The organism is Streptomyces sp. NPDC111744 (genome assembly GCF_055634995.1).
In genome coordinates this window covers 13645-36777 of sequence record NZ_JBVKCG010000023.1, presented here as the reverse complement: position 1 = coordinate 36777, position 23133 = coordinate 13645, and the positions used below count along the sequence as shown (strand labels likewise).

The window sequence follows — 23133 nt, the reverse complement described above, 5'->3', positions numbered from 1 at the left end:
TCGTGCTGCTGATCAGCTGCCCGTGGTGCGGTCCCCGTGACGAGACCGAGTACCGCTACGGCGGACAGGCCCATGTCCCCTACCCCGGTTCCCCCGCCGACCTCACCGACCAGCAGTGGGCCGAGTACGTCTTCTACCGCGCCAACCCCAAGGGGCCCTTCGCCGAACGGTGGATGCACAGCACCGGCTGCCGCCGCTGGTTCAACGTCCTGCGCGACACCGTCACTTACGAGGTGCTCGCCGCCTACCGGCTCGACGAGCCCCGACCCGAACTGCCCCAGGCCGGAGGGAACGACCGATGACCGACCAGCGATTCCGGCTGCCGCAAGGGGGCCGTATCGACCGTGGCCGCGTGCTGCGGTTCACCGTCGACGGAAGGGAGTTGACCGGGCATCCCGGAGACACCGTCGCCTCGGCGATGCTGGCCAACGGTCTCGTCGAGGTGGCCCCGTCGATCTACCGAGGTCGCCCGCGCGGCATCGTCTCCGCGGGGGTCGAGGAGCCCAACGCCCTTTTGCAGGTGGACGGTTCATGCTCGGAGGGCATGCTGCCGGCCACGACGGTCGAGCTGTACGACGGCCTGTCCGCCACCACGCTGTCCGGGATGGGCCGGCTCGACCCGACGCCCGACTCGGCCGTCTACGACAAGAAGTACGTGCACACGGACGTGCTGGTCGTCGGTGCCGGCCCTGCCGGGCTCGCGGCCGCCGCCGCTGCGGCCGGCTCCGGCGCCCGGGTGATCCTCGTCGACGACCAGCCCGAGCCGGGCGGTTCGCTGTTCTCAGGGGGTGCTGAGGTGCGCGCGGCACTCGGCGCCTCCCCCGAGGCCGTCGTACTCCGGCGCACCACGGTGTTCGGCTCCTACGACGACAACTACCTGCTCGCCCTCCAGCGCCGCACCGACCACCTCGGACCCGATGCCCCCGAAGGTGTCTCCCGCCAGCGGCTGTGGCACATCCGGGCCCGCCAGGTGGTCCTGGCGACCGGTGCCCATGAGCGTCCGCTGGTCTTCGCCGGCAACGACCGGCCCGGGGTGATGCTCGCCGGGGCCGTACGCACGTACCTCACCCGGTATGCGGTGGTGCCGGGTTCACGGGTCGTCGTGAGCACCACCAACGACAGCGCCTATGACACGGTCGCCGATCTGTACGCGGCCGGGACCGACATCGCCGCCGTCGTGGACGCACGCCCCGAGCTGTCCCCGCGGGCCGCCGAGGTCGCCGTGGCCACTGGTGTGCGGGTGCTCACGGGCAGCGCGGTGGTCTCCACCGCGGGCGAGCGACGGCTCACCGGCGTCACCGTCCAGGCCCTCGACGCGAACGGTCGGCTCAGCGGCGCCGCCGAGTCGTTCGACTGTGAGCTGCTCGCCGTCTCGGGCGGCTGGAGCCCGGTGGTGCATCTGCACAGCCAACGCCAGGGCCGGCTGCGCTGGGACGAGGACCTGGTCGCCTTCGTACCCGACGGCACGGTACGGGACCAGCAGGTCGTCGGTGCGGCCCGGGGGACGTACGACCTCGACGGCTGTGTGGCCGAAGGGACACGGGCCGGTGCGCGGGCCGCGACGGACGCCGGATTCCCGGTGCCCGTTCCCCCGTTGCCCCCTGCCCAGGACCCGGGCCCCACGCGCGCACTGTGGGTGGTCCCCGCGTCCGACGGCGAACCCGGCAGCTGGGACAGCCACTTCGTCGACCTCCAGCGCGATGTCACCGTCGCCGACGTCTGGCGCTCCACCGGCGCCGGCATGCGCGGAGTCGAGCACGTCAAGCGCTACACCTCGCTCGGCACGGCGAACGACCAGGGCAAGACCTCCGGCGTCAACGCCATCGGTGTGATCGCGGAGGCGCTGGACGGTTCCCTGGGGGAGATCGGCACCACGGCCTACCGGGCGCCGTACACACCAGTGGCGTTCGCCGCCCTGGCCGGACGGGAGCGCGGCGAGCTGTTCGACCCGGAGCGCACGACGTCCGTCCACGGCTGGCACGTGGCGAACGGGGCGGTGTTCGAGGACGTGGGGCAGTGGAAGCGTCCCCGGTACTACCCGCGGCCCGGCGAGGACATGGACACGGCCGTGGCCCGCGAGTGCCGTGCCGCGCGTGAGGGGGTGGCGTTCATGGACGCCTCCACCCTCGGCAAGATCGAGATCCGGGGCGCGGACGCGGGTGAGTTCCTCGACCGCGTCTATACGAACGCCTTCAAGAAGCTGAAGCCCGGCACGGCCCGCTACGGCGTGATGTGCAAGCCCGACGGCATGATCTTCGACGACGGTGTGACGCTGCGCCTCGACGAGAACCGTTACTTCATGACCACCACGACCGGCGGTGCGGCCGGTGTCCTGGACTGGCTGGAGGAGTGGCTGCAGACCGAGTGGCCCGAACTCGACGTCCACTGCACCTCGGTGACCGAGCAGTGGGCGACGATCGCGGTCGTCGGCCCCCGGTCCCGCGAGGTCGTCGCCCATCTCGCCCCCGACGTCGACCTGTCGAACGAGGCCTTCCCGTTCATGGCCTTCCGCGAGACCACCCTGGCGTCCGGCGTTCCGGCCCGTATCTGCCGGATCTCCTTCTCCGGCGAACTCGCCTACGAGATCAACGTCTCCGCCTGGTACGGGCTCGCGGTCTGGGAGGAGGTGTACGCGGTGGGCCGGCCGTACGGCATCACCCCGTACGGCACCGAGACCATGCACGTGCTGCGCGCCGAGAAGGGCTACGTCATCGTCGGCCAGGACACGGACGGCACGGTCACCCCGCAGGACGCCGGCATGTCCTGGGTGGTCTCGAAGCAGAAGGACTTCATCGGCAAGCGGTCCTATTCCCGCACCGACACCTCCCGTACCGACCGCAAGCAACTGGTCGGCCTGCTGCCGAGCGACCGCACGACCCGGCTGCCCGAGGGCACCCAGCTCGTCGCGGCGGACACCTCTCTGGAGACGGTGCCCGTCCCGATGCTCGGCCATGTCACCTCCAGCTACCACAGCCCGGCCCTCGGCCGCCCCTTCGCCCTCGCTCTCGTCGCCGACGGGCGGGCGAGGATCGGCGAGACCCTGCTCGCCCCGGTGGGCGAGGACCTGGTGCCCGTCGAGGTGACCGACTTCGTCCTCTACGACCCCGAAGGGACCAAGCGAGATGGCTGAGTGGACCGGCTCCGGCCCGGTGGCGCTGCGCACCAGCCCCCTGGCGCACCTGGAGGAACGGATGCGCGCCGCCACCGTCACCGGCGCTCGGGGCGTCGCGCTGACCGAGTGGCCCTTCCTCACCATGGTGAACCTGCGCGTCGACCCCGCTTCCGAAGCGGCCGACCGCATCGCGAAGACCCTGGGGGCACCCCTTCCGCGGCAGTGCGGCCACACCACCGCGTCCGGCCCTCACACGGTCGTCTGGCTCGGCCCCGACGAATGGCTCGTGCTGTCCCGGGCCGATTCCACCACTGTGGCCGCTGAGTTGCGGGAGGCACTCGGAGCGGACCCGGGCTCGGTCGTGGACGTCTCGGCGAACCGCACCACCCTGGAGCTGACCGGACCGTCCGCCCGACAGGTGCTGGAGAAGGGCTGCCCGCTCGATCTGCACCCCCGGGCCTTCGGCCCCGGCCGGGCGGCGTCGACCACGGTGGGCCCGGTCGCGGTCCTGCTCTGGCAGGTCGACGACGAGCCGACGTACCGGCTCTTCCCACGGTCCTCGTTCGCCGACTACCTGGCGCGCTGGCTGATCGACGCGATGAGCGAGTACCGCGGCCGGGAGGTGCCGTGAGGATGAGCGGCATGCTGCACGGCGAACCCGGAGGCGATCCACACAGACGAAGGGCCCCCACAGGCTCTCGCCTGCGAAGACCCTTCGCACCGTCGGGACGACAGGATTTGAACCTGCGACCCCTTGACCCCCAGTCAAGTGCGCTACCAAGCTGCGCCACGTCCCGGTGCGCTCACTCGCGGTGACCCGCGTGATCACGCGGACGTTACTTTACCCCACGTCCCCGGGCGCGCCGAAAGAGGGCGTGGGGAGGGCGTGGGGCGGGGGGACAATCGATCGTATGGGCCGTATGGGAAACGCCGGGGCAGGGGCACGGGACCGGGACACCGAGGGGCGGGCGCGCAGCGCACGGCCGCGGGACGGGCTGGGGCGGCCGCTGCCGTACGGCGCGCCGGGCGTCGAGCGGCAGGCCGAGGGGGTCGTACGGACTCCGGACGAGACCGTCGCCGAGGCGCAGGCGCTGCTGGACGCCGGTAAGCCCTTCCATGCGCACGAGGTGTTCGAGGACGCCTGGAAGTCCGGGCCCGAGGAGGAGCGGACGCTGTGGCGGGGGCTGGCCCAGCTGGCCGTGGGGCTCACGCACGCGGCTCGCGGGAACGTGGCCGGCGGGGCGCGGCTGCTGCGGCGCGGCGCGGGCGCGGTCGGGGAGTGGGCGGCCGGCAGCGGGGTCCGGCGGCCGTACGGGATGGAGCTCGACGGGCTCGCCGAGTGGGCGCGGGAGCTGGCCGGGCGGGTGGAGAGCGGTGCCGGGAGCGTCGAGGCGGGGGACGAAGCACCCCGGCTGCGCGGCACCCGGTAGCACCGGGGTGACCCGCGCTGTCAGTGGCATGCGGCAGACTCGGGGGCGTGCGAAAGATTCATGTCATCGGTATCGGCGCGGGCGACCCCGACCAGCTCACCCTCCAGGCGGTCCGGGCGCTGAAGAGCACGGACGTGTTCTTCCTTCTCGACAAGGGCGAGGTCAAGAGCGACCTCACCCAGCTGCGCCGGGACATGCTCGACACGCACATACCGGACGGCGGCTACCGCCTGGTCGAGGCGCGGGACCCGGACCGGGACCGGGCCGCGAGCGGCGGGGCGTACTCACCGGCCGTCGGGGACTGGCGCAGCGCCCGCGCGGACATCTACGAGCGGCTGATCCGCGAGGAACTCGGCGCGGAGCAGACCGGCGCCTTCCTGGTGTGGGGCGATCCCTCCTTGTACGACAGCACGCTGGCGATCCTGGAGGAGGTGCTGGTCCGCGGCGCGGTGGCGTTCGAGTACGACGTGGTGCCCGGGATCAGCAGTGTGTCGGCGCTGGTGGCCCGGCATCGCACGGGGCTGAACCGGGTGGCCCGGCCGGTGCAGATCACCACCGGACGGCGGCTCACCGAAGGTCTTCCGGACGGTGTGGACGACGTGGTGGTGATGCTGGACGCGCACCAGGCCTTCCGCCAGTACGCGGACCAGGACATCGACATCTACTGGGGCGCCTATATCGGCACCCCCGACGAGATCCTGGTCTCCGGCCCGATCGCCGAGGCCGGCCCGCGAATCGAGCGGCTGCGGGCCGAGGCACGGGAGCGCAAGGGCTGGATCATGGACACATATCTGCTGCGCCGCCACCCGGAGGTTCCGAAGGAGGGCTGAGCGGTACCGGGTGGGCCACTCCGGCATGCGACGGCAGCCCACCAGTGTGAAGGTGACATCGTCGGTGACCGGTGAGCCCGCACTGCCCGACGCCTCCCGGCCGCCCGTGCCGGACGCCCTCCGGCCAAGCGGACACGCGCCTCGGCGCCCGCAGCCGGGCAACGTGCCGTCGGCCGACCCCAGGCCCCGACCGCCGCGGTCAGGCTCGGTGCGGCTTCGGCCCGCGGGGCTCGGTCGTCACGCGGGGCCGAGCCCCAGCCGCTCCAGTACACCCGCCACGTCGGGTACCGCCGTCACCCCGGCCGGCAGCGGTGGGCGGCGTACGACGACCACGGGCAGGCCCAGTTCGTGTGCGGCCGTGAGCTTGGCGGCCGTGGCCGCTCCCCCGCTGTCCTTCGTGACCAGTACGTCGATCAGGTTCTCGCGGAGCAGCGCGGTCTCGTCGGCCACCGTGAACGGTCCGCGGGCCAGCAGCACTTCGGTGTGCGGGGGCATGGGGGCCTCGGGCGGCTCCACCGAGCGGACGACGAAGTGCCGGTCGGTCAGGTGGGCGAAGGCGGACAGGCCCAGGCGTCCAGTGGTCAGGAGGACGCGGGGGCCGAAGCGCGGCAGCAGGTCCGCCGCGGCGGCCAGGGACGCGACCAGGTGCCAGCGGTCCCCGGGGCCGGGGCGCCAGCCCGGGCGGCGCAGCACCAGGGCCGGGACGCCGGCCCGCGCCGCGGCCAGGGCCGCGTTCGCGGTGATCGTCGAGGCGAAGGGGTGGGTGGCGTCGACGAGGACGTCCACACGCTGTTCGCGCAGCCAGTCGGCGAGGCCTTCCGCCCCTCCGAAGCCCCCGACGCGCACCTCCCCGGCCAGCGCACCCGGCCGGGCGACGCGCCCCGCCAGGGAGGTGACGACGAGGACACCGGGGTGCACGGCGAGCGCGGCGGCCAGTTCGCGGGCCTCGGTGGTGCCGCCGAGGATCAGGACGTGCGGGGACATGGGGCGAGCGTACGGGGCCCTGCGGTGGGGCCGGGACGCGGGACGGCCGCCCGGCGGAGGGGCCGGGCGGCCGTCGTGGGAAGTGACTCCCGTCAGCCCTGGCGGGCCTTGAAACGGGGGTCCTTCTTGTTGATCACGTAGACCACGCCGCGTCGGCGGACCACCTGGGCGCCGGGCTTGGCCTTGAGTGAGCGCAGGGACTTGCGCACCTTCATGGTTCTGTTCTCCTCGTGTCGGCCGCCGGGCCGGGTCAGCCGCGGGCGGCGGCGGTACGGCCGTAGCGGCGCTCGAAACGCTCCACCCGGCCGGCGCTGTCCAGGACCCGCGCCCTGCCGGTGTAGAAGGGGTGCGACGCGGACGAGATCTCGACGTCGACCACCGGGTACGTGTTGCCGTCCTCCCACTCGATCGTCCGGGACGAGTCGGTGGTGGAGCGGGTCAGGAAAGCGATGTCCGCGGCGCGGTCGCGGAAGACGACGAGCCGGGAGTCGGGATGGATGCGGGGCTTCATGGGGTTTCCTTCCTGGGGCCTTGGTCCGGTGGTGTTTCCGGTGGGTTCGGGCCCGGTCGTACTCGGCGGTTCAGCGCTCTTCGCGGAAGTCCACGTGCGCGCCGGCCACCGGGTCGTACTTGCGCAGGAGCAGCCGGTCGGGGTTGTTCCGGCGGTTCTTGCGGGTCACATAGGTGACTCCGGTCCCGGCCGTCGACTTCAGCCTGACGACGGGGCGCGCTGTACTGCGTGCCATGAGGTTCTCCCTTCGCCCACACCCGGGATCACTGATCCGAGCATGTCAATCACGATGGCTGTAACAACGCCTCCCGCGGTCGCATTCCCGGGCCGCCGGACCGGCTAGCGAAGGAGCAGCTGGAGACCGCCGACGACCGTCGCCGCGATGACCAGCTGCTCGAACAGCCGCTGATTGATCCGGTCCACCGCCCACTTGCCGAGGAGCGCGCCGGGGACGACGAACACCACGAGCGCGGCGTCGAGCAGCAGCGAGTTGCCGGCGATCAGACCGAGGCCGGCACTGAAGGGGACCTTGGAGACGTTCACGATCAGGAAGAAGAACGCCGACGTGCCCAGGAAGCCGAGCTTCCGGAAGCCCGCCGACAGCAGGTACATCGACATCACCGGGCCGCCCGCGTTGGCGACCATCGTGGTGAAGCCGCCGAGGACGCCGTACGAACGGGCCTTCACCCGGCCCGCCCGGGTGGTGACCGCGTCCGGGTCGTCGGGGCTGTCGGCCTTGCGCCGCCGCCACAGGGTGACAGCGGCCATCAGCAGCAGGATCGCGCCGATCGAGGTCCGTACCACCTTGTCGTCGGCCCACACCAGGAACAGCGTGCCGATCACCACGCCGGCCGCGACCGCGGGGAACAGCCGCCACAGCGTGGGCCAGTGGGCGTGTCTGCGGTAGGTGGCGACGGCCAGTACGTCGCCCGCGATCAGGATCGGGAGCAGGACGCCGGTGGAGGCGCGGGCCGGGAGGATCGCGGCGAAGACGGCGAGGCTGACGGTGTTGGCCCCGCTGACGGCGGTCTTGGAGAAGCCGACGAGCAGCGCGGCGAGGGCCAGGGCGGCGAACTCCCAGCCGGATATGTGCCAGAGGGTCATGGTGTTCATGCGGTGACCGATGCTATGTCCGGACAAGCCGATGCGGTAAGTACCGTCTCGCTGATCGGCCCCTGCGTCTGTCCGTTTGTGCCTGTTCAGCGGGGGCACCCGAGCTGCGACCACAGCACAGAAGGGAAATGCGCGCATGACCGTGGTGAAGAGCACGCTGCCCGAGGGAGCGCTCCAGGTCACCGGGACCGCTCTCCAGGAGACCTTGGTGGATCTGCTCGGGCTGTCCCTGATCGGGAAGCAGGCGCACTGGAACATCGTGGGGCCCCGGTTCCGTTCGATCCATCTCCAGCTCGACGAGGTGGTCGCCACCGCACGCTCCTACTCGGACACCGTCGCGGAGCGTGCCGCCGCGCTGGGCGTGGCTCCGGACGGCCGCCCGGAGACGATCGCCGCGGCCTTCTCACTGCCCGGCACCAAGGACGGCTGGCTGCGGGACGACGAGGTCGTCGACCTGATGGTGCGGACGCTTGAGTCGGCGATCGGACGGCTGCGCGAGCGCATCGCCGCGACCGACGAACCCGACCCGGTCACCCAGGACCTGCTGATATCCATCACGGCCGACCTGGAGAAGCAGCGCTGGATGTTCGCGGCCGAGAACAACTGAGCCTCCGGGAGGTTCACTTGGGCCCGTCCGGCAGGTCCGTGTCGAGCGCCGCCGCGCGCAGGGCCGCCGCCACGCGGGAGACCGCCTGCGTCGGCGGATGGGGCAGCCGCGCCAGCAGCTGGCGCCGCTGTTCCTGAGGCCCGCCGCGTACCGGGAGGATCCGGACGCCCGGTGGCGCGACGGCGGCAAGCGCGGCCGGCACGGTGGTCAACCCGCAGCAGGCCGCGACGAGATGCAGCTTGGCGAGCCAGTCACGGGCGGTGTGGACGATGTCGGGCCGCTCGTCCAGCCCGGGCCACACCCCCATGAGCCGGTCCTCGCCGGACGCGGGGCCGGAGATCCAGCGCTGTCCGCGCAGGTCGGCCACGTCGACGAAGTCGCCGCGAGCCAAGGGGTGGGCGGACGGCAGCGCGAGGCACAGGGCGCGTTCGGTGAGGGTCTGGAGCACCAGCGGGGGCGACTCGGCGTCCGGCGGCCGAAACGGCGGCGCCGACGCGAGCAAGGCAAGGTCCAGGCTCCCGGCGCGCAGGGCGCGGACGAGCGCCGGGGTGGTGCCCTCGCGCCCGATGACCTGCAGTCCGGGGTCGGTACGGCGGAGTGTGGTCAGGGCCTGGGGCACCAGCACGGCGCCCGCGGTGGGGTACCAGCCCAGCCGGACCGTCCCGGCCGCTTCGGGCAACCCGGACAGGTCTCGCGCCGTCGCCTCGATCTCGTCGAGGACGACGGTCGCGCGCCGCATGACGACCCGGCCGGCCGATGTGAGCCGTACTCCGTCGCGCCGACGCTCCAGGAGTTCCGCGCCCGCCGCCCGCTCGATCGCGGCGATCTGACGGGAGACCGCCGACTGGGTGTAGCCCAGTGTGGCGGCGGCCGCGGTGAAGGTGCCCTGTTCGGCCACCGCGCGGAAGACCCGCAGCGCGGTCAGCGACACGTCGTTGAAGTCCATGACGTCTACGCATACCAGCTGTGCGTGACTTTCGTTGGACGCATGGAGCCGGTGTTCCTAGCGTTGGGGCCATGAAGACTTCCCGTATCGCCCTGGTGACCGGCGCCAACCAAGGACTCGGCCGCGCCCTCGTCGAAGGACTCGCCGCCCGTCTGGCCCCGGACGACCTGGTCCTGCTCACGGGCCGCGACCAGCAGCGTGTGACGGACGCGGCCGCCGGAGTCACCGGGCTGCCCGGTACCCGCGCCCGGATCGAGAGCCGGGTTCTGGACGTCACCGACACCGACGCCATCGCCCGGCTCGCCGACGAACTCCGCGCCCGGCACGGCGGAGTGGACATCGTCGTCTCCAACGCGGTCGCCCGCGTACTGCCCGACGAGCCGCAGTCGGAGCGGGCCGACGAGTTCATCGACGTCTCCAACACCGCCACCCATGCGATCCTGCGCTCCTTCGGTCCCGTCCTGCGTCCGGGTGGCAGACTGCTGGTCGTGGCCAGCTCGCTCGGCACGCTCGGCCATCTCGACCCCCGGCTGCACCACCTGTTCGACGGCGCGAGCCTCGACCAGGTCGAGTACGCCGTGGAGTCCTGGCGCAGCGCCGTCCACCAGCACACCGCCACCGAGGCGGGCTGGCCGGTCTGGCTGAACGTCCCCTCGAAGGTGGCCCAGGTCGCCGCCGTCCGCGCCCTCGCCGCCGAACGCCGGGAACAGGACCTGGCATCCGGCACCCTGATCGCCTCCGTCTGCCCCGGCATGGTGGACACGGCGACGTCCCGCCCCTGGTTCAGTGACTACAGCCACGCCCAGTCCCCCGCCGACGCCGTCCGCGCCGTCCTCGACCTGGTCTTCGCCGAGCACGTCGACCCCGCCCTCTACGGCGAGCTGGTCCGCTTCGGGAAGCCCCTGCCCTGGCACGACGGCACGCCCCCGGTCGAGCAGGACCGGCTGGTCAAGCCCTGATTGCCCCTACCGTCCAGGCGCCAGGCCGAAGCCGCCGCCGTGCGCCGCGTCCGGGAGCCGGGCGGTGCCGTGGCCGTCGTCGATCACCGTGACCTCCAGCAGGTCCCCCGCCCGCCGCAGCGCTACGGCGATCTCGGCGGCGTCGCCCGCGTGCCGCCTGCGGCTGCGCCCGGACATTTGCCTGCTGGACATCCGGATGCCCAGGCTGGACGGTCTGGCGGCGACCCGGCTGCCGGCCGGGCCGGATGTGCCCGACCCGCTGCGGGTGGTCGTGGTCATCACCTTCGATCTCGACGAGTACGTCTACGGCGCGTTGCGCGGCGGCGCCTGCGGGTTTCTCCTCAAGGACTCCGGACCCACCCTCCTCGCGGAGGCCGTCCGCCCCGCAGCGGCCGGTGACTCGCTGGTCTCGCCTTGGGTGACGGTCCGCCTGCTCAAGCACCTCACCGAGCAACGCGGCCCGGCCCCGGAACCGGCCGGGGTGTCCCCCGCCGAGACACCGGCCGAGCCGCTCACCGACCGTGAGCTGGACGTGGTGCGGCTGGTGGCGGTCGGCCGCACCAACGCGGAGATCGCCGCCGAGCTGTACGTCTCGCTGTCCACGGTCAAGACGCATCTGTCCAGCGTCCAGCTGAAGCTGCCGGCCCGGAACCGGGTCGAGATCGCCGCCTGGGCCTGGCGCAACGGCCACACCTGAGCGGGCTCAGAGGCCCAGCATCCGGGCGACGGTGCGCAGTACCCCGTTGTCGTTGTTCGAGGGGGCGAGGTGGCGGGCCCGGCGGATGACGTCCGGGTGGGCGTTGGCCATCGCGAAGGACCAGTCGGCGGCGTCGAGCATCTCCAGGTCGTTGAGGTAGTCGCCGAAGACCATCGTCTGGGCGGGGGTGATGCCCAGCTCGCGCTGGAGGCCGCGCAGGGCGGTGCCCTTGTTGGCGGTGCGGTTCATCACGTCGACCCAGTGCTCACCGGAGACCACGACCTGGTGTGTGCCGGCGAAGCCGGCCAGTGCCGGGGCGGTGGTGCGCTCGGCCGGGCCGAAGTCGAAGAGCGCGACCTTGATCACGTCGTCGTCGACGGCGGTGAGGTCGTCCACGATCCGGTGCTCGACGTAGTAGCGGCGGACCTCGGCGAGGAACGCCTCGTCCGTGCGCTCCACGTAAGCGGACCGCTTTCCGCAGACCACGGCGCCCACGTCGACACCGTCCGCGATCAGCCGCCGTACGGTCCGGGCGAGGCCGTCGGCGACGGACGGGTCCAGGACGTCCGAGCTGAGCTCGACGCCGTCGCGCACCACGTAGGTGCCGTTCTCCGCGATGAACACCATGCCGTCGGCGACCTCGGCGAACTGCCGGGCCAGGGTGGCGTACTGGCGGCCGCTCGCCGGGCTGAACAGCACACCGCGGCGGCGCAGTTCGGCCAGCATCGGCCAGAGTCCCTCGGGGATGCGCTTCTCGTCGTCGAGGAGGGTGCCGTCCATGTCGGTGACGACGAGGCGGATGTCGGCGGAGCCGACGGGGAGGCCGGGCGTGGTGAGGAGGGACGCGGGCGAGGCGGGCATGTCCTGCTTCCGGTCGGGGACGGTATTCGCACACCAGTGTCCCTCATGCGGCTGACGGACCCGGAAACGGCCAGGGAGACGCCACATCGCGGCGGTCCGGTCGTGGAACGACCACGCCACCCCGCCTGGTGCCGTGCTCGCAGTGGCGCGCCGGTGCCGCAGTTCGGCGCGGTCGCCGTGAAAGCCTGACCCGGACGTGTGCATCCGAGCCCGTCGAGGAGGACGTCGTATGCCACCCCTTGTCGACCCCGTGCCCGGCGGGCGCCCCGGTGATCTCGCCCGGGCGCATGCCCTCGCCCATGAGCTGTCCGCGCAGGGCGTGCGCGCGATCGTGCTGGCCTACGTGGACACCGCCGGGATCTGCCGGGTGAAGACGGTCCCCTGGCAGCGGCTCCAGCAGGCGGTGGCGTGGGGCGTCGGCATGTCCCCGGTGTTCGACACCTTCCTCGCGAACGACGCGATCGTCCGCACCGACGTCCTCGGCTCGCCCGACGGCGATCTGCGGCTCTACCCGGATCTGGACCGGCTGGTGGTGCTGGCCGGGCAGCCCGGCTGGGCCTGGGCCCCCGTCGACCGGATCACCCAGGAGGGCGACCGGCACCCGGGGTGCAGCCGTACCTTCCTGCGCCGGACCGTCGCCGACGCCGAGGCCCGGCATGGCCTCACCTTCAAGGCGGGCGTCGAGATCGAGTGGACGCTCGGCCGGGCCGCCGCCCCGGCCGACGAGTTCGCCCCGGCGACCCAGGGTCCGGCGTACGGCGCCACCCGGCAGATCGAGCTGAGCGACTACGCCGCCGACCTGCTCGCGGCCCTGGACGCGCAGGAGGTGCCGGTCGCCCAGTTCCACCCCGAGTACGCCCCCGGCCAGTTCGAGCTGTCCACCGGCGCCCTGGATCCGGTGGCGGCGGCCGACCAGAGCGTGCTGGTACGGCAGACCATCCGCGCGATCTCACAGAAGCACGGGCTGCGGGCCTCGTTCTCGCCGGCCGTCACCGAGCGGGGCGTCGGCAACGGCGGCCACCTCCATCTCTCCGTCTGGCGCCACGGGGACAGTCTGCACGCCGGGGGCAGCGGCCGGTACGGCATGACGGGCGAGGCCGAGTCCTTCGTGGCCGGGCTGCTGACGCATCTGCCCGGGCTGACGGCGGTCATCGCGCCGAGCCCGGCCAGCTATCTGCGGCTCAAACCCTCCCAGTGGGCCGGGGTGTTCACGGCCTGGGGCCGGGAGACCCGCGAGACCGGCGTCCGGGTCATCACCGGCACGGCAGGCCACCAGAGCCAGGACGCCAATCTGGAGATCAAGCCGGCCGACCTGGCCGCCAACCCGTATCTGGCTCTCGGCTGCGCCATCGTCGCGGGCCTCGACGGCATCATCTCGGGCGCGGCCCTCCCCGAGGAGGTCGTCGACGACCCGGCCCGGCTGATCCCGGACGAGGCGGTGGCCCGGGGGGTACGACGGCTGCCGACCTCGCTGGCGCAGGCCGTCGACGCGTTCCGCGAGGACGAGGTGGTGTGCACGGCCCTCGGCCCGGTCCTCGCGGACGCGGTGGTCGCCGTACGCGAAGGCGAGACGGCGGCCGTGGCCGGGCTCGACGAGGCCGGGGTGGCGGCTGCCTACCGCTGGAAGTACTGATGGCGGGAGCGATCCGGGAAGCCCTCGACGCGCTCCCCCTGGTCGACCACCACTGCCACGGCGCGGTCACCGCCGACCTCGACCCGACGGAGTTCGAGTCGCTGCTGACGGAGGGCGCGGTCTGGCCGGGCGTGTCGCCGTTCGACAGTCCGGTCGGCGTGGCCGTACGACGCCACTGCGCGCCCCTGCTCGACCTGGACCGGCACGCGCCCGCCGCCGACTACCTGGCCCGCCGCGCCGAACTGGGGTGGCAGGAGGTCAACCGCCGTTTCCTCACGGCCGCGCACGCGGAGACCTTCTGCGTGGACACCGGTTACGCCCCGCACCCGGTCACCTCGCCCGCCGACCTCGCGGAGACGTCCGGCGCCGCCGCCTACGAGGTGGTACGGCTGGAGAGCATCGCCGAGGAGGTGGCCGCGCGGGGCATCGACGCCGCCGAGTACGCCGCCGCCTTCCGCGCGGCGGCCGAGGAGGCGGTACGGGGGCCGGGAGTGATCGCGGTCAAGTCGGTCGCCGCCTACCGCACCGGCTTCGACCTGGATCCGGCGCGGCCGACGTTCTCCGAGGTGACCCGGGCGGCCGCGCTCTGGTTCGCGCGGGGCGGCAAGCTCACGGACCCCGTGCTGATGCGCCATCTGCTGTGGACCGCCGTCGCCCTCGGGCTGCCGCTCCAACTGCACGCCGGTTTCGGGGACTCGGACCTGCGGCTGCACCTGGCGGACCCGGCCCTGCTCACCGACTGGCTGCGGCTGACCGCGGGCACCATCCCGGTGCTCCTGCTGCACTGCTGGCCGTACCAGCGCCAAGCCGCCTATCTGGCCACGGTGTTCGAGCATGTGCACCTCGACGTGGGGCTCACGCTGCACTATGTGGGGCCGGCCCGGGCGGGCGCGGTCCTGGCGGAGGCGATGGAGATCACCCCGTTCCGCAAACTGCTGTACAGCTCGGACGCCTATGGTGTGGCGGAGTTCCACCATCTCGGCGCTTTGTCCTTCCGGCACGGGCTGGCCGGACTGCTCCAGGAACGGGTGGACGCCGACGAACTGAGCCCGGCCGACGCAGTGAGGATCGCCGCCTGGACAGGACGCGACAACGCCCGTCGCCTCTACGGACTTCCCGTATCGGACCCCGGCCGCGACTGAGCGCGTGCCCCACCCGGAAAGTATGATCAAGCAATGTCTGACATGACCGAAACCACGCCCGGTTGGCTGTCCTCCGACGAGCTGGAGATGGCTCGCGCCCGTATGCCGATCCTGTACGTGGAGGCCGTGCCCGTACGCGTCGACGACAGCGGCGAAGTCACCAGCATCGGACTGCTGCTCCGCATCGGCCCGGACGGAACGGTCAGCCGGGCCCTCGTCTCCGGCCGTGTCCTGCACCACGAGCGGGTCCGCGACGCCCTGTTGCGCCACCTGGAGAAGGATCTCGGCCCGGTCGCGCTGCCCCGGGTGCCGGCCTCCCTGCAGCCGTTCACGGTGGCCGAGTACTTCCCGACGCTGGGTGTCACGCCGTACCACGACCCGCGTCAGCACGCGGTGTCGCTGGCCTACGTCGTGCCGGTGACCGGTGACTGCCGGCCCCGCCAGGACGCCCTGGACCTGGTGTGGTTCAGCCCGCAGGACGCGGTGTCCGAGGCCGTGCAGAGCGAGATGCCCGGCGGTCACGGGGTGCTGCTGAAGCAGGCCCTGGCGCATGTGGGGTGCGTGGGCTGAGTACGGCCGAGGTGCCGCCGGCGGTGTTCGGCCGAGCTGTTCGGCGGCCCAGCGGGCCCGCTCGCGTTCCATCTCGGCCCGGCGCAGGCCGTATTCGAGGGCGATCCGGCCGTTGACGGTCAGCGGCCCGTCCTCGTGCTCAAGCCCGGATCTCAGCTCCGTGAGCCGCTTGTAGAACTCCTTGAGCAGCGGTTCGCTGCGGCGCGGCCCCTCCCTCGAGACGCCGACCAGCCCGGCCTCCGCCAGCCGGTTCGGCTCCCCCTGCAGCAGCCGCTAGCGGGCCGGTCGGCCAGGAGACCGTGGAGTGCATGGCGAAGGCTCATGTCTTCACGGGAGAGATCCGGGCCCGGGCGGGGTCCCGGTCGCGGCGGACGGTGATGAGTACCTGGTCTGGTTCGCCGTGGAGGTGCCGTCCGGAACGAGCCCCGAGGCCCTGGCGGGGTTGACCGCCAAGGAGGCCGAGTGCCTGCGGGAAGCGGCCGCCGAGGGCCGTCTGATCCGCCGGTGGACGCTGCCGGGCCGGGGCCACGGCATCGGCCCGTGGCAGGCGCCCGCGGCCGGCCGGCCATCGGGAGATCCTGCGATCCCTCGATGGCCGACTGGCGCACCGTCGCGGCCCCCGTCGGAGACGGGAGCCGCAAGGGGGCCCTGGCCGCCGCCGCAGCCTTCCGGCAAACTTCGGTCAAACCGCTGGCCAGGCAGAAGATCTGGGCCGTGGTGTCGGAGTGCGACGAGACGGCGTGCCCCGGAATGACCGGCATCATGGACACCATCGAGAAGGAAGGCGCGAGGATCACCCGTGCCGTCTGGAACGGGCAGCTCACACCCGCGGAATTCGCCCCCTGCGCCGCCGCGATGAAGGCCGAGAACACCCCGGTCAATTTCGTGGCACTGAAGAAGGGCACGGTGGTGTGGCCCGGTCTGGCGGAGAACAGCGTCGCCAACCACGTCTGCGCCTGGCGGGCCGCCTGCACCATCGAGGGAATCCGGGACCGGCTCTTCGAACAGCGGAAGTGAGCCGATCACGCCGACGGCCGGAAGCCGGGAGCGGCCCACGCGGAAAAGGGCCCTCCCAGGCTTCCGCCTGCGAAGACCCTTCGCACCGTCGGGACGACAGGATTTGAACCTGCGACCCCTTGACCCCCAGTCAAGTGCGCTACCAAGCTGCGCCACGTCCCGGTGCTGTTTGACCTGGGATTTCTCCGGTCGAAACGCGCAAGGAAACAATACCGCACTCGGACAGGTGGTCGCGCACGGCTTTTGTCCGGGCGGGGTGACGGCTCGGCCCGGAGGCCGGGGCGGTACGGGCCGGTGCGGCGCGGTGGATCTCAGTCCGGGCCGGGCAGCCCCACCTCCGGGTAGGAGTCCAGGAGCCGGGGCGGGGCCGCCTGTCTCCAGGAGTCGGCGAGGATGTCGCGCAGCTCGGCCTCGTCCTCCAGGGCGGCGAGCCGCACCCGGACCCAGGCGAACTGGGCCTCGTGATCGGCGATCCAGAACTTGTCCGGCTCGGCGAGCACCAGCTCGTCGCGCTCCTCCTTGGGACAGCGCACGGCGATGGAGGTCTCGTTCTCGGGCAGCGTGGCGAACATCTTCCCGCCGACCCGGAACGTGGGCATGCTCCAGGCGATCTTCTCGCTGGTGTCCGGCAGGGACAGCGCGACACGGCGTACGTCTTCGGCTTCCGGCATGCCCAGAACCGTAGCCCCTGCCACTGACAGTCAGCTGGTCAGAGCACCGACGTGCTTGTAGTAGAGGGTCGTCGGCCGTAGCACCCCGCCCGGGTCGGCCGCGTAGTCGGGGATGACTCCGGCGCGGGTCCAGCCGGCCGAGCGGTAGAGGTGTTCGGCGGGGCTGTCCGTCTCGGTGTCGAGATGGAGCAGCGTGATGCCGGCGGCGATCGCTGCCTCTTCGGCGACGGCCAGCAGCCGCCTCCCTATGCCCTGGCCGCGGGCCTCGCGGTGGACCATCAGCTTCACCAGCTCGGCGCGGTGCCGGCTGTTCGGCTTGCCGGGGAAGGGGAAGACCAGGCTGACCGTGCCGACGACCCGGTCGGCGCCGTCCAGCGCCGCCCAGACGGCGAGCCGCCCGGCGGCCACGGCGTCCACCCGTCCCTGCCACCAGGCGAGGGCCCGCTCCCGCTCGAAGGGCGCGAGGAAGCCGACGGACGCCCCGCCGTTCACGGTGTCGGCCAGCAGCTCGGCCAACTCGCCTATATATGCAGTCAGTTGGCCCGCCGTGAGGCGCAGCGCCGTCATGGCCGCACCACCGCCAGGACGTACCGCGTCTTCCCCGGCCCGGCGCACCGGAACCGCGTCGGCCCCCACACCCGCAGGCGCAGACAGTCGCCGGTGTCCAGGAGATGTTCGACCTCCTGCGCGGTCACCGCGAGTCTCCCGTCGAGCACCCAGAGGTGCTGTTCCAGGCCGGGCACCGGCGGCCGGTCGTAGGCGATGTCCGCGCCCGGGTCGAGCCGGCCCTCGACGAGTTCGCCGCGCAGTCCCCCGTGCGGCGGCGACACGGACCGCCGTACGAAACCGGAGGCGCGGTCCTCCCAGACCTGCTGTTCCGCCGCGCGCAGCACCGGCGCGGGGGCCGCCTCGACCTCGCTGAGCAGCTGGGACATGGTCCGCCCGTAGACGTTGCAGAGCCGGTTGAGGAGTGCTGCCGTGGGGCTGGTCTCGGCCCGCTCGGCCCGGGACAGAGTGGACTTGCTCACTCCGCTACGCTCCGCCAAGTCACCCAGGGACCAGCCGTGTTCGGCCCGCAGTTCGGCGAGACGGCTGCCCAGACGGGCGTCGACGGGGTCAGGGGCGGGATCCAGGCCGGGAATGGAGGGATCGGGGGCGGAATCGAGGGCGACCCTTTCGTTTCGCTTCGCGTCCGGCGCGTCTCGTTTCATATACGGGACGATATCCCTGATGTGAAACGACGGTGTTAAGGAAGGCTCACAGTCGTGCCGCCTTGCCCAGCGCCTCCAGCACCGGGCGGATCAGCGGGTGACCCTCGGCTCCGCGTCGTACGGCCGCGAAGACGCGGCGGGTCGGGGCGGTGCCGTCGACGGGGCGTACGACGACGCCGGTCAGGTCCATGCCGCGCAGGGCCGAGCGGGGGACAAGGGCCACGCCCGCGTCGGCCGAGGCCAGGGCCACCACCGCCCGGAAGTCGTCGGAGGAGTGTTCGAGGCGGGGCTGGAAGCCGGCGCTCTCGCAGGCCAGCACGACCACGTCATGGCAGGGGTTGCCGGGGTACGGACCGATCCAGGGGTCCTTGGCCAGTTCGGCGAGGGGGACCTCGCTCGCCCCGGCAAGGCGGTGGTGGAGCGGGACGACCGCGTCGAAGGGCTCGGCGTACAGGGACACATGGCTGAGCCGGGGGTCGTCGGCGGGCGGGGCCCCGCGGTACTCGACGGCGACCGCGACATCGACCTGCCGGTCCAGCACCATCGGCAGGCTGGCGTCGCCCTCGGCGTCCTGGACCCGGATCCGTATGCCGGGGGCGGTGCGGGCGAGGTGGGCCACGGCCGGGGCGACCACCTGTGCGATGCCGGTGGCGAAGGCGGCGACGGTGACCGTGCCGGCCTCGCCGGAGCCGTACGCGGCCAGTTCGGCCTCGGCTCGCTCCAGCTGGGCGAGGACCGCGTTGGTGTGGCCGAGCAGGATCTCGCCGGCCGGGGTCAGTCGTACCCCTTTGGCGCTGCGCTCGACCAGGCGGTGGCCGGTCTCCTGCTCCAGGGCCGCCAGCTGCTGCGAGACGGCCGACGGGGTCAGATACAGCGCGGCGGCAGCCGCCGTCACCGTGCGGTGGTCGGCCACCGCACGGAGGATGTGGAGCCGCCGCGCCTCGATCATGGCTCGATTATCGCAATAGGCCCGGGGCGCTCAGGCCGCTCAGGCCGCCAGCTCGGCCCGGGCCGCGACGAAGGCGTCCACCGCGCGGTTGACGTCGTCCGTCGAGTGGGCCGCGGACAGCTGCACCCGGATCCGGGCCTGGCCCTGCGGCACGACCGGGTACGAGAAGCCGATCACGTACACGCCCCGCTCCAGCAGCAGCTCGGCCATCCGGGCGGCCCGCCCCGCGTCGCCGATCATCACAGGGGCGATGGCGTGGTCGCCGGGGAGGATGTCGAAGCCCTCCTCGGTCATCCGGTGGCGGAACAGCGCGGTGTTCTCGGCGAGCCGGACCCGCAGGTCGTCCGCGGACTCCAGCAGGTCGAGGACCTTCAGCGAGGCCGCCGCGATCACCGGGGCGAGGGTGTTGGAGAAGAGGTAGGGGCGGGAGCGCTGGCGGAGCAGGGCGACGATCTCGGCGCGCGCCGCGACATAGCCACCGGAGGCGCCGCCGAGGGCCTTTCCGAGGGTGCCGGTGATGATGTCGACGCGGTCCAGCACGCCGTGCAGTTCGGGGGTGCCGCGGCCGGACGGCCCGACGAAGCCGACGGCGTGCGAGTCGTCGACCATGACCATCGCGTCGTAGCGGTCGGCGAGGTCGCAGATCTCGCGCAGCGGTGCCACGTAGCCGTCCATGGAGAAGACGCCGTCGGTGACGACCAGCCGGCGCCGGGCGCTCTGCGCCTCCTTCAACTGGCTTTCCAGATCGGCCAGATCGCGGTTGGCGTAGCGGAGACGGCGGGCCTTGGAGAGGCGGATGCCGTCGATGATCGAGGCGTGGTTGAGGACGTCGGAGATCACCGCGTCCTCCGGGCCGAGGAGGGTCTCGAAGACACCGCCGTTGGCGTCGAAGCAGGAGGAGTAGAGGATCGTGTCCTCCTGGCCGAGGAACGCGGCGAGGCGCGCCTCCAGCTCCTTGTGGATCTCCTGGGTGCCGCAGATGAAGCGGACGGAGGCCATGCCGTAACCCCAGCGGTCCAGGGCCTCGTGGGCGGCGGCGATCACCTCGGGGTGGTCGGCGAGACCGAGGTAGTTGTTGGCGCAGAAGTTGAGGACCTCGCCGGGGCGGCCGCCCGCGGTCACGTTGACGGTCGCGGACTGCGGGGTGCCGATGACGCGCTCGGGCTTGTGCAGACCGGCGGCGCGGATCTCGTCGAGGGTGGCGCGCAGGTCGTCGCGCACGGAGTCGAACATCATCAATCCTTGATTGTCGTCAGAGACTGTCGTCAGAGGGTCCAGTCGAGGATGACCTTGCCGCCGCGGCCGCTCGCGGCGTCGGCGAAGGCCGCCTCGAAGTCCCGGTACCCGTAGCGGCCGGTGATCACGGGGGCGAGGTCGAGTCCGCCCTCCAGGAGGACCGACATCGCGTACCAGGTCTCGAACATCTCGCGGCCGTAGATGCCCTTGATCGTGATCATCGAGGTGACGATCCGGGCCCAGTCGACGGGGAACTCCTGGGCGGGCAGGCCTAGCATGGCGATACGGCCGCCGTGCGTCATGTTCGCGATCATGTCCCGGAGCGCTTCGGGCCGCCCGGACATCTCCAGACCGATGTCGAAGCCCTCACGCAGCCCCAACTCCCGCTGTCCGTCGGCGATCCGGGACTGCGACACGTTCAGGGCGAGGCTCACGCCGATCTTGCGGGCGAGGTCGAGGCGCCCCTCGCTGACATCGGTGATCACGACGTTGCGGGCGCCCGCGTGCCGGGCCACCGCGGCGGCCATCAGGCCGATCGGGCCGGCGCCGGTGATCAGGACGTCCTCGCCGACGAGCGGGAAGGAGAGCGCGGTGTGCACGGCGTTGCCGAACGGGTCGAAGATCGCGGCGACGTCGAGGTCGACGGGGACCCTGTGCACCCAGACGTTGCCGGCGGGCAGCGCGACGTACTCGGCGAACGCGCCGTCGCGGCCGACACCGAGGCCGACCGTGGCCCGGCACAGATGGCGCCGCCCGGCCAGGCAGTTGCGGCACTTGCCGCAGACCAGGTGGCCCTCGCCGCTGACGCGGTCACCGACCTTGATGTCCGCGACATCGCGGCCGGTCCCGACCACCTCGCCGACGAACTCGTGTCCGACCACCAGGGGGGTGGTGATCGTCTGCTGGGCCCAGCCGTCCCAGGACCGGATGTGCAGGTCGGTGCCGCAGATACCGGTCCGCAGCACCTTGATCAGTACATCACCGGGTCCGACCGCGGGCTCCGGCACGTCGGCGAGCCACAGCCCCGGCTCGGCTTTCTCCTTGACCAGCGCCTTCAACGCTACGGCTCCTGTGCGTGAGGTCCCGGTCGCGGGCACGCCGAAGCGGCCCGCAGCCGGGGAGGGGGGTGGAATCGCACAGAAATCTGCCGTACTCGGGCGCCTGAGGTCCATCGAGGATTTCTTAACCGCCGCCACAGCTCCGCTTCACGCCCGTAGGACGCCCGGCGGCAGCGCTGGGTGTGCGGCGGCGTTGTCGTCACTCGCCGACGTCCCCCAGCCTTCGGCCGGGGGTGCCCCCACAGCGTCGCGCCGCTCACCGGCGTCGATGAGTCACCGCCGATTTTCTGCGGCTTTGGTCCGCCGGACAGGCCCTAGTCGAGACGGGAGACCTGGTAGTGGCTGATGTACCAGTCTTCCCCCGCGCGGGTCACGAGGACCGAGAGCTTGACGTCCAGCGGGGGCCGGTCCGTGAACGAGAACTCGACGGCCAGGTAGCCGAGGACGACGCCGTCGGCGGGCCGCCGGGTCTCCAGGACGCGGTACGCGGCCTTCATGCCGAGGGGCTGGGAGTCGTAGTACGCGGCGACACCCTCCCGTCCGACGCTGTAGGGGTGCAGTCCCTGGAAGACGACGTCCTCGGTGAACTGGGCGGCGGCACGCTCGGGTTGGTGAGCGTCGACGGCCGCCTTCCACCGGTCGAGCACCCCGCTCAGGATCGCCGTGTCAGCCGTCGTCGTGGTCATGTCCACTCCTTGGTCGATGATGTGACTACGGTCAATGTCCGGCGCTCATCCCGCCGTCGACATGCAGGATCTCGCCGGTGACGAACGGCGCGGTCTCCAGGAAGAGCACCGCGTCGACGATGTCGCGCACTTCACCCATCCGGCCGACGGGGTGCAGGGCGGCGAGGAACTCGTGGGTCTCCGCCGGATGCATGGGGGTCCTGATGGTGCCGGGCGACACCGCGTTGACCCGGATGCCACGGGTGGCGTACTCGATCGCCAGGGACTTGGTCGCGGACTGCAGACCGCCCTTGGTCAGCGAGGCCAGGACGGACGGGACCCGGGCGTCCGCGCTGTCGACCAGGCTGGTGGTGACGCTGACGATGTGTCCGCCGCCCTGGGCGAGCAGCTGCGGCAGGGCCCGCTGGGTGAGGTGGAAGAAGCCGTCCATGTTGATGCCGGTCACGGTGGCGTAGTCGGCGGCCGTGTAGTCGGTGAAGGGCTTCGCGACGAAGACGCCCGCGTTGTTGACCACGGTGTCGATACGGCCGAACCGCTCGACGGCGGCGGTGACGACCCGCTCGGCGGTCGCCGGGTCGGCGATGTCGCCCTGCACGGTCAGGATGTCGGCGTCGTCGGCGGGGGCGATGGTGCGCGAGGTGGCGACGAGAGCGTAGCCGAGCTTGCGGTAGCCCTCGACCAGGGCGGCGCCGATGCCCTGCGAGGCGCCGGTGACGATCGCGACCTTCTGGGTCTGGATGCTCTTCTGGGGCTGCGTGGTCATGGTGGCCTTCTCCGTAGTGGCTGACCGGTAGCTAGCCGACCGGTCGACTATCCGGAGGGTAGGGCGGGCGGGTCAGGGGCGCCAGGATCGGTTTCCTTCCGGCTGGGAGGCGCAGCCTCCCAGCGCGGCTCAGCGCGGCTCAGCGCG

General features: G+C 72.1%; 27 protein-coding genes, 2 tRNA genes and 1 pseudogene. 13 read left to right on the top strand and 17 right to left on the bottom strand.

From position 1 onward, the window contains the following. Positions 1-2 precede the first annotated feature (2 nt). From ACZ7OO_RS35535 to ACZ7OO_RS35525, 3 genes are read left to right on the top strand one after another with little or no spacing between them, the layout of a single operon-like run. Positions 3-302, top strand: a complete 300-nt coding sequence (locus ACZ7OO_RS35535; RefSeq protein ID WP_471511334.1) for a sarcosine oxidase subunit delta — start codon at positions 3-5, stop codon at positions 300-302. Next, entirely contained in the window at positions 299-3130 is a 2832-nt protein-coding gene (locus ACZ7OO_RS35530) for a sarcosine oxidase subunit alpha family protein (protein ID WP_471511332.1), read from the top strand. Before ACZ7OO_RS35535 ends, ACZ7OO_RS35530 begins: the two co-directional genes overlap by 4 nt. Continuing rightward, complete coding sequence (locus tag ACZ7OO_RS35525) at positions 3123-3743, top strand: sarcosine oxidase subunit gamma (protein WP_471511330.1); 621 nt, start codon at positions 3123-3125, stop codon at positions 3741-3743. Before ACZ7OO_RS35530 ends, ACZ7OO_RS35525 begins: the two co-directional genes overlap by 8 nt. A gap of 92 nt (positions 3744-3835) precedes the next feature. Here ACZ7OO_RS35525 and ACZ7OO_RS35520 read toward each other — a convergent pair. Next, positions 3836-3909, bottom strand: a tRNA-Pro gene (locus ACZ7OO_RS35520). 123 nt (positions 3910-4032) lie between these two features. Here ACZ7OO_RS35520 and ACZ7OO_RS35515 point away from each other — a divergent pair. Both ACZ7OO_RS35515 and cobF read left to right on the top strand, forming a co-directional pair. Then, positions 4033-4542 (top strand): DUF309 domain-containing protein, encoded by a 510-nt coding sequence (locus ACZ7OO_RS35515; RefSeq protein ID WP_471511483.1) that lies wholly within the window; start codon positions 4033-4035, stop codon positions 4540-4542. A 47-nt stretch (positions 4543-4589) separates the two neighbouring features. Further along, positions 4590-5372: a precorrin-6A synthase (deacetylating) gene (gene cobF, locus ACZ7OO_RS35510; protein WP_471511328.1), complete on the top strand. Its 783-nt coding sequence runs from the start codon at positions 4590-4592 to the stop codon at positions 5370-5372. A gap of 237 nt (positions 5373-5609) precedes the next feature. On the opposite strand, the gene ACZ7OO_RS35505 is transcribed toward cobF, so the two are convergent. The 5 genes from ACZ7OO_RS35505 to ACZ7OO_RS35485 all read right to left on the bottom strand — a co-directional run bounded on the left by ACZ7OO_RS35505 (position 5610) and on the right by ACZ7OO_RS35485 (position 7980). After that, a complete protein-coding gene (locus ACZ7OO_RS35505) occupies positions 5610-6356 on the bottom strand; it encodes a cobalt-precorrin-6A reductase (RefSeq protein ID WP_471511326.1) in 747 nt (248 codons plus the stop codon). Between the two features lie 92 nt (positions 6357-6448). Continuing rightward, complete coding sequence (gene ykgO, locus ACZ7OO_RS35500; RefSeq protein WP_046728129.1) at positions 6449-6571, bottom strand: type B 50S ribosomal protein L36; 123 nt, start codon at positions 6569-6571, stop codon at positions 6449-6451. A gap of 35 nt (positions 6572-6606) precedes the next feature. Beyond that, positions 6607-6867 (bottom strand): type B 50S ribosomal protein L31, encoded by a 261-nt coding sequence (locus tag ACZ7OO_RS35495; RefSeq protein ID WP_352221148.1) that lies wholly within the window; start codon positions 6865-6867, stop codon positions 6607-6609. 70 nt (positions 6868-6937) lie between these two features. Further along, entirely contained in the window at positions 6938-7102 is a 165-nt protein-coding gene (gene rpmG / locus ACZ7OO_RS35490) for a 50S ribosomal protein L33 (protein ID WP_471511323.1), read from the bottom strand. Between the two features lie 104 nt (positions 7103-7206). Beyond that, the gene (locus tag ACZ7OO_RS35485; RefSeq protein WP_471511321.1) at positions 7207-7980 is read right to left on the bottom strand and encodes a sulfite exporter TauE/SafE family protein; all 774 of its coding nucleotides are present in this window, start codon (positions 7978-7980) and stop codon (positions 7207-7209) included. A 136-nt stretch (positions 7981-8116) separates the two neighbouring features. On the opposite strand from ACZ7OO_RS35485, the gene ACZ7OO_RS35480 reads away from it, so the two are divergent. Then, entirely contained in the window at positions 8117-8587 is a 471-nt protein-coding gene (locus ACZ7OO_RS35480) for a Dps family protein (protein WP_471511319.1), read from the top strand. Between the two features lie 13 nt (positions 8588-8600). Here ACZ7OO_RS35480 and ACZ7OO_RS35475 read toward each other — a convergent pair whose 3' ends face one another. After that, positions 8601-9533, bottom strand: coding sequence for a LysR family transcriptional regulator (locus tag ACZ7OO_RS35475; RefSeq protein ID WP_471511317.1), 933 nt, complete (start codon positions 9531-9533; stop codon positions 8601-8603). A gap of 71 nt (positions 9534-9604) precedes the next feature. Here ACZ7OO_RS35475 and ACZ7OO_RS35470 point away from each other — a divergent pair, with 71 nt between their 5' ends. Beyond that, positions 9605-10492: an SDR family NAD(P)-dependent oxidoreductase gene (locus tag ACZ7OO_RS35470; protein WP_471511315.1), complete on the top strand. Its 888-nt coding sequence runs from the start codon at positions 9605-9607 to the stop codon at positions 10490-10492. An 82-nt stretch (positions 10493-10574) separates the two neighbouring features. Next, entirely contained in the window at positions 10575-11189 is a 615-nt protein-coding gene (locus ACZ7OO_RS35465) for a LuxR C-terminal-related transcriptional regulator (protein ID WP_471511481.1), read from the top strand. A gap of 6 nt (positions 11190-11195) precedes the next feature. Here the strand turns inward: ACZ7OO_RS35465 and ACZ7OO_RS35460 are convergent, their stop codons facing one another. Further along, positions 11196-12050, bottom strand: coding sequence for a Cof-type HAD-IIB family hydrolase (locus ACZ7OO_RS35460; protein ID WP_471511313.1), 855 nt, complete (start codon positions 12048-12050; stop codon positions 11196-11198). Between the two features lie 229 nt (positions 12051-12279). Between ACZ7OO_RS35460 and ACZ7OO_RS35455 the strand changes: the two genes are divergently transcribed. The 5 genes and pseudogenes from ACZ7OO_RS35455 (at position 12280) to ACZ7OO_RS35435 (ending at position 16412) form a co-directional block, all read left to right on the top strand. Further along, positions 12280-13683, top strand: a complete 1404-nt coding sequence (locus ACZ7OO_RS35455; RefSeq protein WP_471511311.1) for a type I glutamate--ammonia ligase — start codon at positions 12280-12282, stop codon at positions 13681-13683. Beyond that, positions 13683-14825, top strand: coding sequence for an amidohydrolase family protein (locus ACZ7OO_RS35450; RefSeq protein WP_471511309.1), 1143 nt, complete (start codon positions 13683-13685; stop codon positions 14823-14825). Before ACZ7OO_RS35455 ends, ACZ7OO_RS35450 begins: the two co-directional genes overlap by 1 nt. A gap of 42 nt (positions 14826-14867) precedes the next feature. Then, complete coding sequence (locus ACZ7OO_RS35445) at positions 14868-15395, top strand: NUDIX hydrolase family protein (protein ID WP_471511479.1); 528 nt, start codon at positions 14868-14870, stop codon at positions 15393-15395. Between the two features lie 304 nt (positions 15396-15699). After that, positions 15700-15936 (top strand): annotated as a pseudogene (locus tag ACZ7OO_RS35440) (muconolactone Delta-isomerase family protein); the annotation flags it as partial. A gap of 50 nt (positions 15937-15986) precedes the next feature. Beyond that, on the top strand, positions 15987-16412 hold the full coding sequence (locus ACZ7OO_RS35435; RefSeq protein ID WP_471511493.1) for a hypothetical protein: 426 nt from the start codon (positions 15987-15989) through the stop codon (positions 16410-16412). Positions 16413-16500: 88 nt separating this feature from the next. Here ACZ7OO_RS35435 and ACZ7OO_RS35430 read toward each other — a convergent pair. The 9 genes from ACZ7OO_RS35430 to ACZ7OO_RS35390 all read right to left on the bottom strand — a co-directional run bounded on the left by ACZ7OO_RS35430 (position 16501) and on the right by ACZ7OO_RS35390 (position 22986). After that, positions 16501-16574 (bottom strand) — tRNA-Pro (locus tag ACZ7OO_RS35430). A gap of 149 nt (positions 16575-16723) precedes the next feature. Beyond that, positions 16724-17083 carry an MmcQ/YjbR family DNA-binding protein gene (locus ACZ7OO_RS35425; protein WP_471511307.1) on the bottom strand — a complete coding sequence of 120 codons (360 nt, stop codon included), beginning with the start codon at positions 17081-17083 and terminating at the stop codon, positions 16724-16726. A gap of 30 nt (positions 17084-17113) precedes the next feature. After that, complete coding sequence (locus ACZ7OO_RS35420) at positions 17114-17650, bottom strand: GNAT family N-acetyltransferase (RefSeq protein WP_471511305.1); 537 nt, start codon at positions 17648-17650, stop codon at positions 17114-17116. Continuing rightward, on the bottom strand, positions 17647-18294 hold the full coding sequence (locus ACZ7OO_RS35415; RefSeq protein ID WP_471511303.1) for a helix-turn-helix domain-containing protein: 648 nt from the start codon (positions 18292-18294) through the stop codon (positions 17647-17649). The genes ACZ7OO_RS35420 and ACZ7OO_RS35415 overlap by 4 nt, the downstream gene beginning before the upstream one ends. A 46-nt stretch (positions 18295-18340) precedes the next feature. Further along, positions 18341-19243, bottom strand: coding sequence for a LysR family transcriptional regulator (locus tag ACZ7OO_RS35410; protein WP_352221136.1), 903 nt, complete (start codon positions 19241-19243; stop codon positions 18341-18343). A gap of 39 nt (positions 19244-19282) precedes the next feature. Further along, positions 19283-20476 (bottom strand): glycine C-acetyltransferase, encoded by a 1194-nt coding sequence (locus tag ACZ7OO_RS35405; protein ID WP_471511301.1) that lies wholly within the window; start codon positions 20474-20476, stop codon positions 19283-19285. A 32-nt stretch (positions 20477-20508) separates the two neighbouring features. Further along, positions 20509-21537 (bottom strand): L-threonine 3-dehydrogenase, encoded by a 1029-nt coding sequence (tdh, locus tag ACZ7OO_RS35400; RefSeq protein ID WP_471511299.1) that lies wholly within the window; start codon positions 21535-21537, stop codon positions 20509-20511. Positions 21538-21851: 314 nt separating this feature from the next. Continuing rightward, positions 21852-22223, bottom strand: coding sequence for a YybH family protein (locus tag ACZ7OO_RS35395; protein ID WP_471511297.1), 372 nt, complete (start codon positions 22221-22223; stop codon positions 21852-21854). Between the two features lie 31 nt (positions 22224-22254). Next, positions 22255-22986, bottom strand: a complete 732-nt coding sequence (locus ACZ7OO_RS35390) for an SDR family NAD(P)-dependent oxidoreductase (protein ID WP_471511296.1) — start codon at positions 22984-22986, stop codon at positions 22255-22257. Positions 22987-23133 lie beyond the last annotated feature (147 nt).

Excerpts from the sequence above, each read along its gene's own strand:
- ACZ7OO_RS35530 (WP_471511332.1), top strand. The coding sequence starts at position 299 with ATGACCGACCAGCGATTCCGGCTGCCGCAAGGGGGCCGTATCGACCGT.
- ACZ7OO_RS35525 (WP_471511330.1), top strand. The coding sequence starts at position 3,123 with ATGGCTGAGTGGACCGGCTCCGGCCCGGTGGCGCTGCGCACCAGCCCC.
- ACZ7OO_RS35515 (WP_471511483.1), top strand. The coding sequence starts at position 4,033 with ATGGGAAACGCCGGGGCAGGGGCACGGGACCGGGACACCGAGGGGCGG.
- ACZ7OO_RS35505 (WP_471511326.1), bottom strand. The coding sequence starts at position 6,356 with ATGTCCCCGCACGTCCTGATCCTCGGCGGCACCACCGAGGCCCGCGAA.
- ykgO (WP_046728129.1), bottom strand. The coding sequence starts at position 6,571 with ATGAAGGTGCGCAAGTCCCTGCGCTCACTCAAGGCCAAGCCCGGCGCC.
- ACZ7OO_RS35495 (WP_352221148.1), bottom strand. The coding sequence starts at position 6,867 with ATGAAGCCCCGCATCCATCCCGACTCCCGGCTCGTCGTCTTCCGCGAC.
- rpmG (WP_471511323.1), bottom strand. The coding sequence starts at position 7,102 with ATGGCACGCAGTACAGCGCGCCCCGTCGTCAGGCTGAAGTCGACGGCC.
- ACZ7OO_RS35485 (WP_471511321.1), bottom strand. The coding sequence starts at position 7,980 with ATGAACACCATGACCCTCTGGCACATATCCGGCTGGGAGTTCGCCGCC.
- ACZ7OO_RS35480 (WP_471511319.1), top strand. The coding sequence starts at position 8,117 with ATGACCGTGGTGAAGAGCACGCTGCCCGAGGGAGCGCTCCAGGTCACC.
- ACZ7OO_RS35475 (WP_471511317.1), bottom strand. The coding sequence starts at position 9,533 with ATGGACTTCAACGACGTGTCGCTGACCGCGCTGCGGGTCTTCCGCGCG.
- ACZ7OO_RS35470 (WP_471511315.1), top strand. The coding sequence starts at position 9,605 with ATGAAGACTTCCCGTATCGCCCTGGTGACCGGCGCCAACCAAGGACTC.
- ACZ7OO_RS35460 (WP_471511313.1), bottom strand. The coding sequence starts at position 12,050 with ATGCCCGCCTCGCCCGCGTCCCTCCTCACCACGCCCGGCCTCCCCGTC.
- ACZ7OO_RS35455 (WP_471511311.1), top strand. The coding sequence starts at position 12,280 with ATGCCACCCCTTGTCGACCCCGTGCCCGGCGGGCGCCCCGGTGATCTC.
- ACZ7OO_RS35450 (WP_471511309.1), top strand. The coding sequence starts at position 13,683 with ATGGCGGGAGCGATCCGGGAAGCCCTCGACGCGCTCCCCCTGGTCGAC.
- ACZ7OO_RS35445 (WP_471511479.1), top strand. The coding sequence starts at position 14,868 with ATGACCGAAACCACGCCCGGTTGGCTGTCCTCCGACGAGCTGGAGATG.
- ACZ7OO_RS35435 (WP_471511493.1), top strand. The coding sequence starts at position 15,987 with ATGGCCGACTGGCGCACCGTCGCGGCCCCCGTCGGAGACGGGAGCCGC.
- ACZ7OO_RS35425 (WP_471511307.1), bottom strand. The coding sequence starts at position 17,083 with ATGCCGGAAGCCGAAGACGTACGCCGTGTCGCGCTGTCCCTGCCGGAC.
- ACZ7OO_RS35420 (WP_471511305.1), bottom strand. The coding sequence starts at position 17,650 with ATGACGGCGCTGCGCCTCACGGCGGGCCAACTGACTGCATATATAGGC.
- ACZ7OO_RS35415 (WP_471511303.1), bottom strand. The coding sequence starts at position 18,294 with ATGAAACGAGACGCGCCGGACGCGAAGCGAAACGAAAGGGTCGCCCTC.
- ACZ7OO_RS35410 (WP_352221136.1), bottom strand. The coding sequence starts at position 19,243 with ATGATCGAGGCGCGGCGGCTCCACATCCTCCGTGCGGTGGCCGACCAC.
- ACZ7OO_RS35405 (WP_471511301.1), bottom strand. The coding sequence starts at position 20,476 with ATGTTCGACTCCGTGCGCGACGACCTGCGCGCCACCCTCGACGAGATC.
- ACZ7OO_RS35395 (WP_471511297.1), bottom strand. The coding sequence starts at position 22,223 with ATGACCACGACGACGGCTGACACGGCGATCCTGAGCGGGGTGCTCGAC.
- ACZ7OO_RS35390 (WP_471511296.1), bottom strand. The coding sequence starts at position 22,986 with ATGACCACGCAGCCCCAGAAGAGCATCCAGACCCAGAAGGTCGCGATC.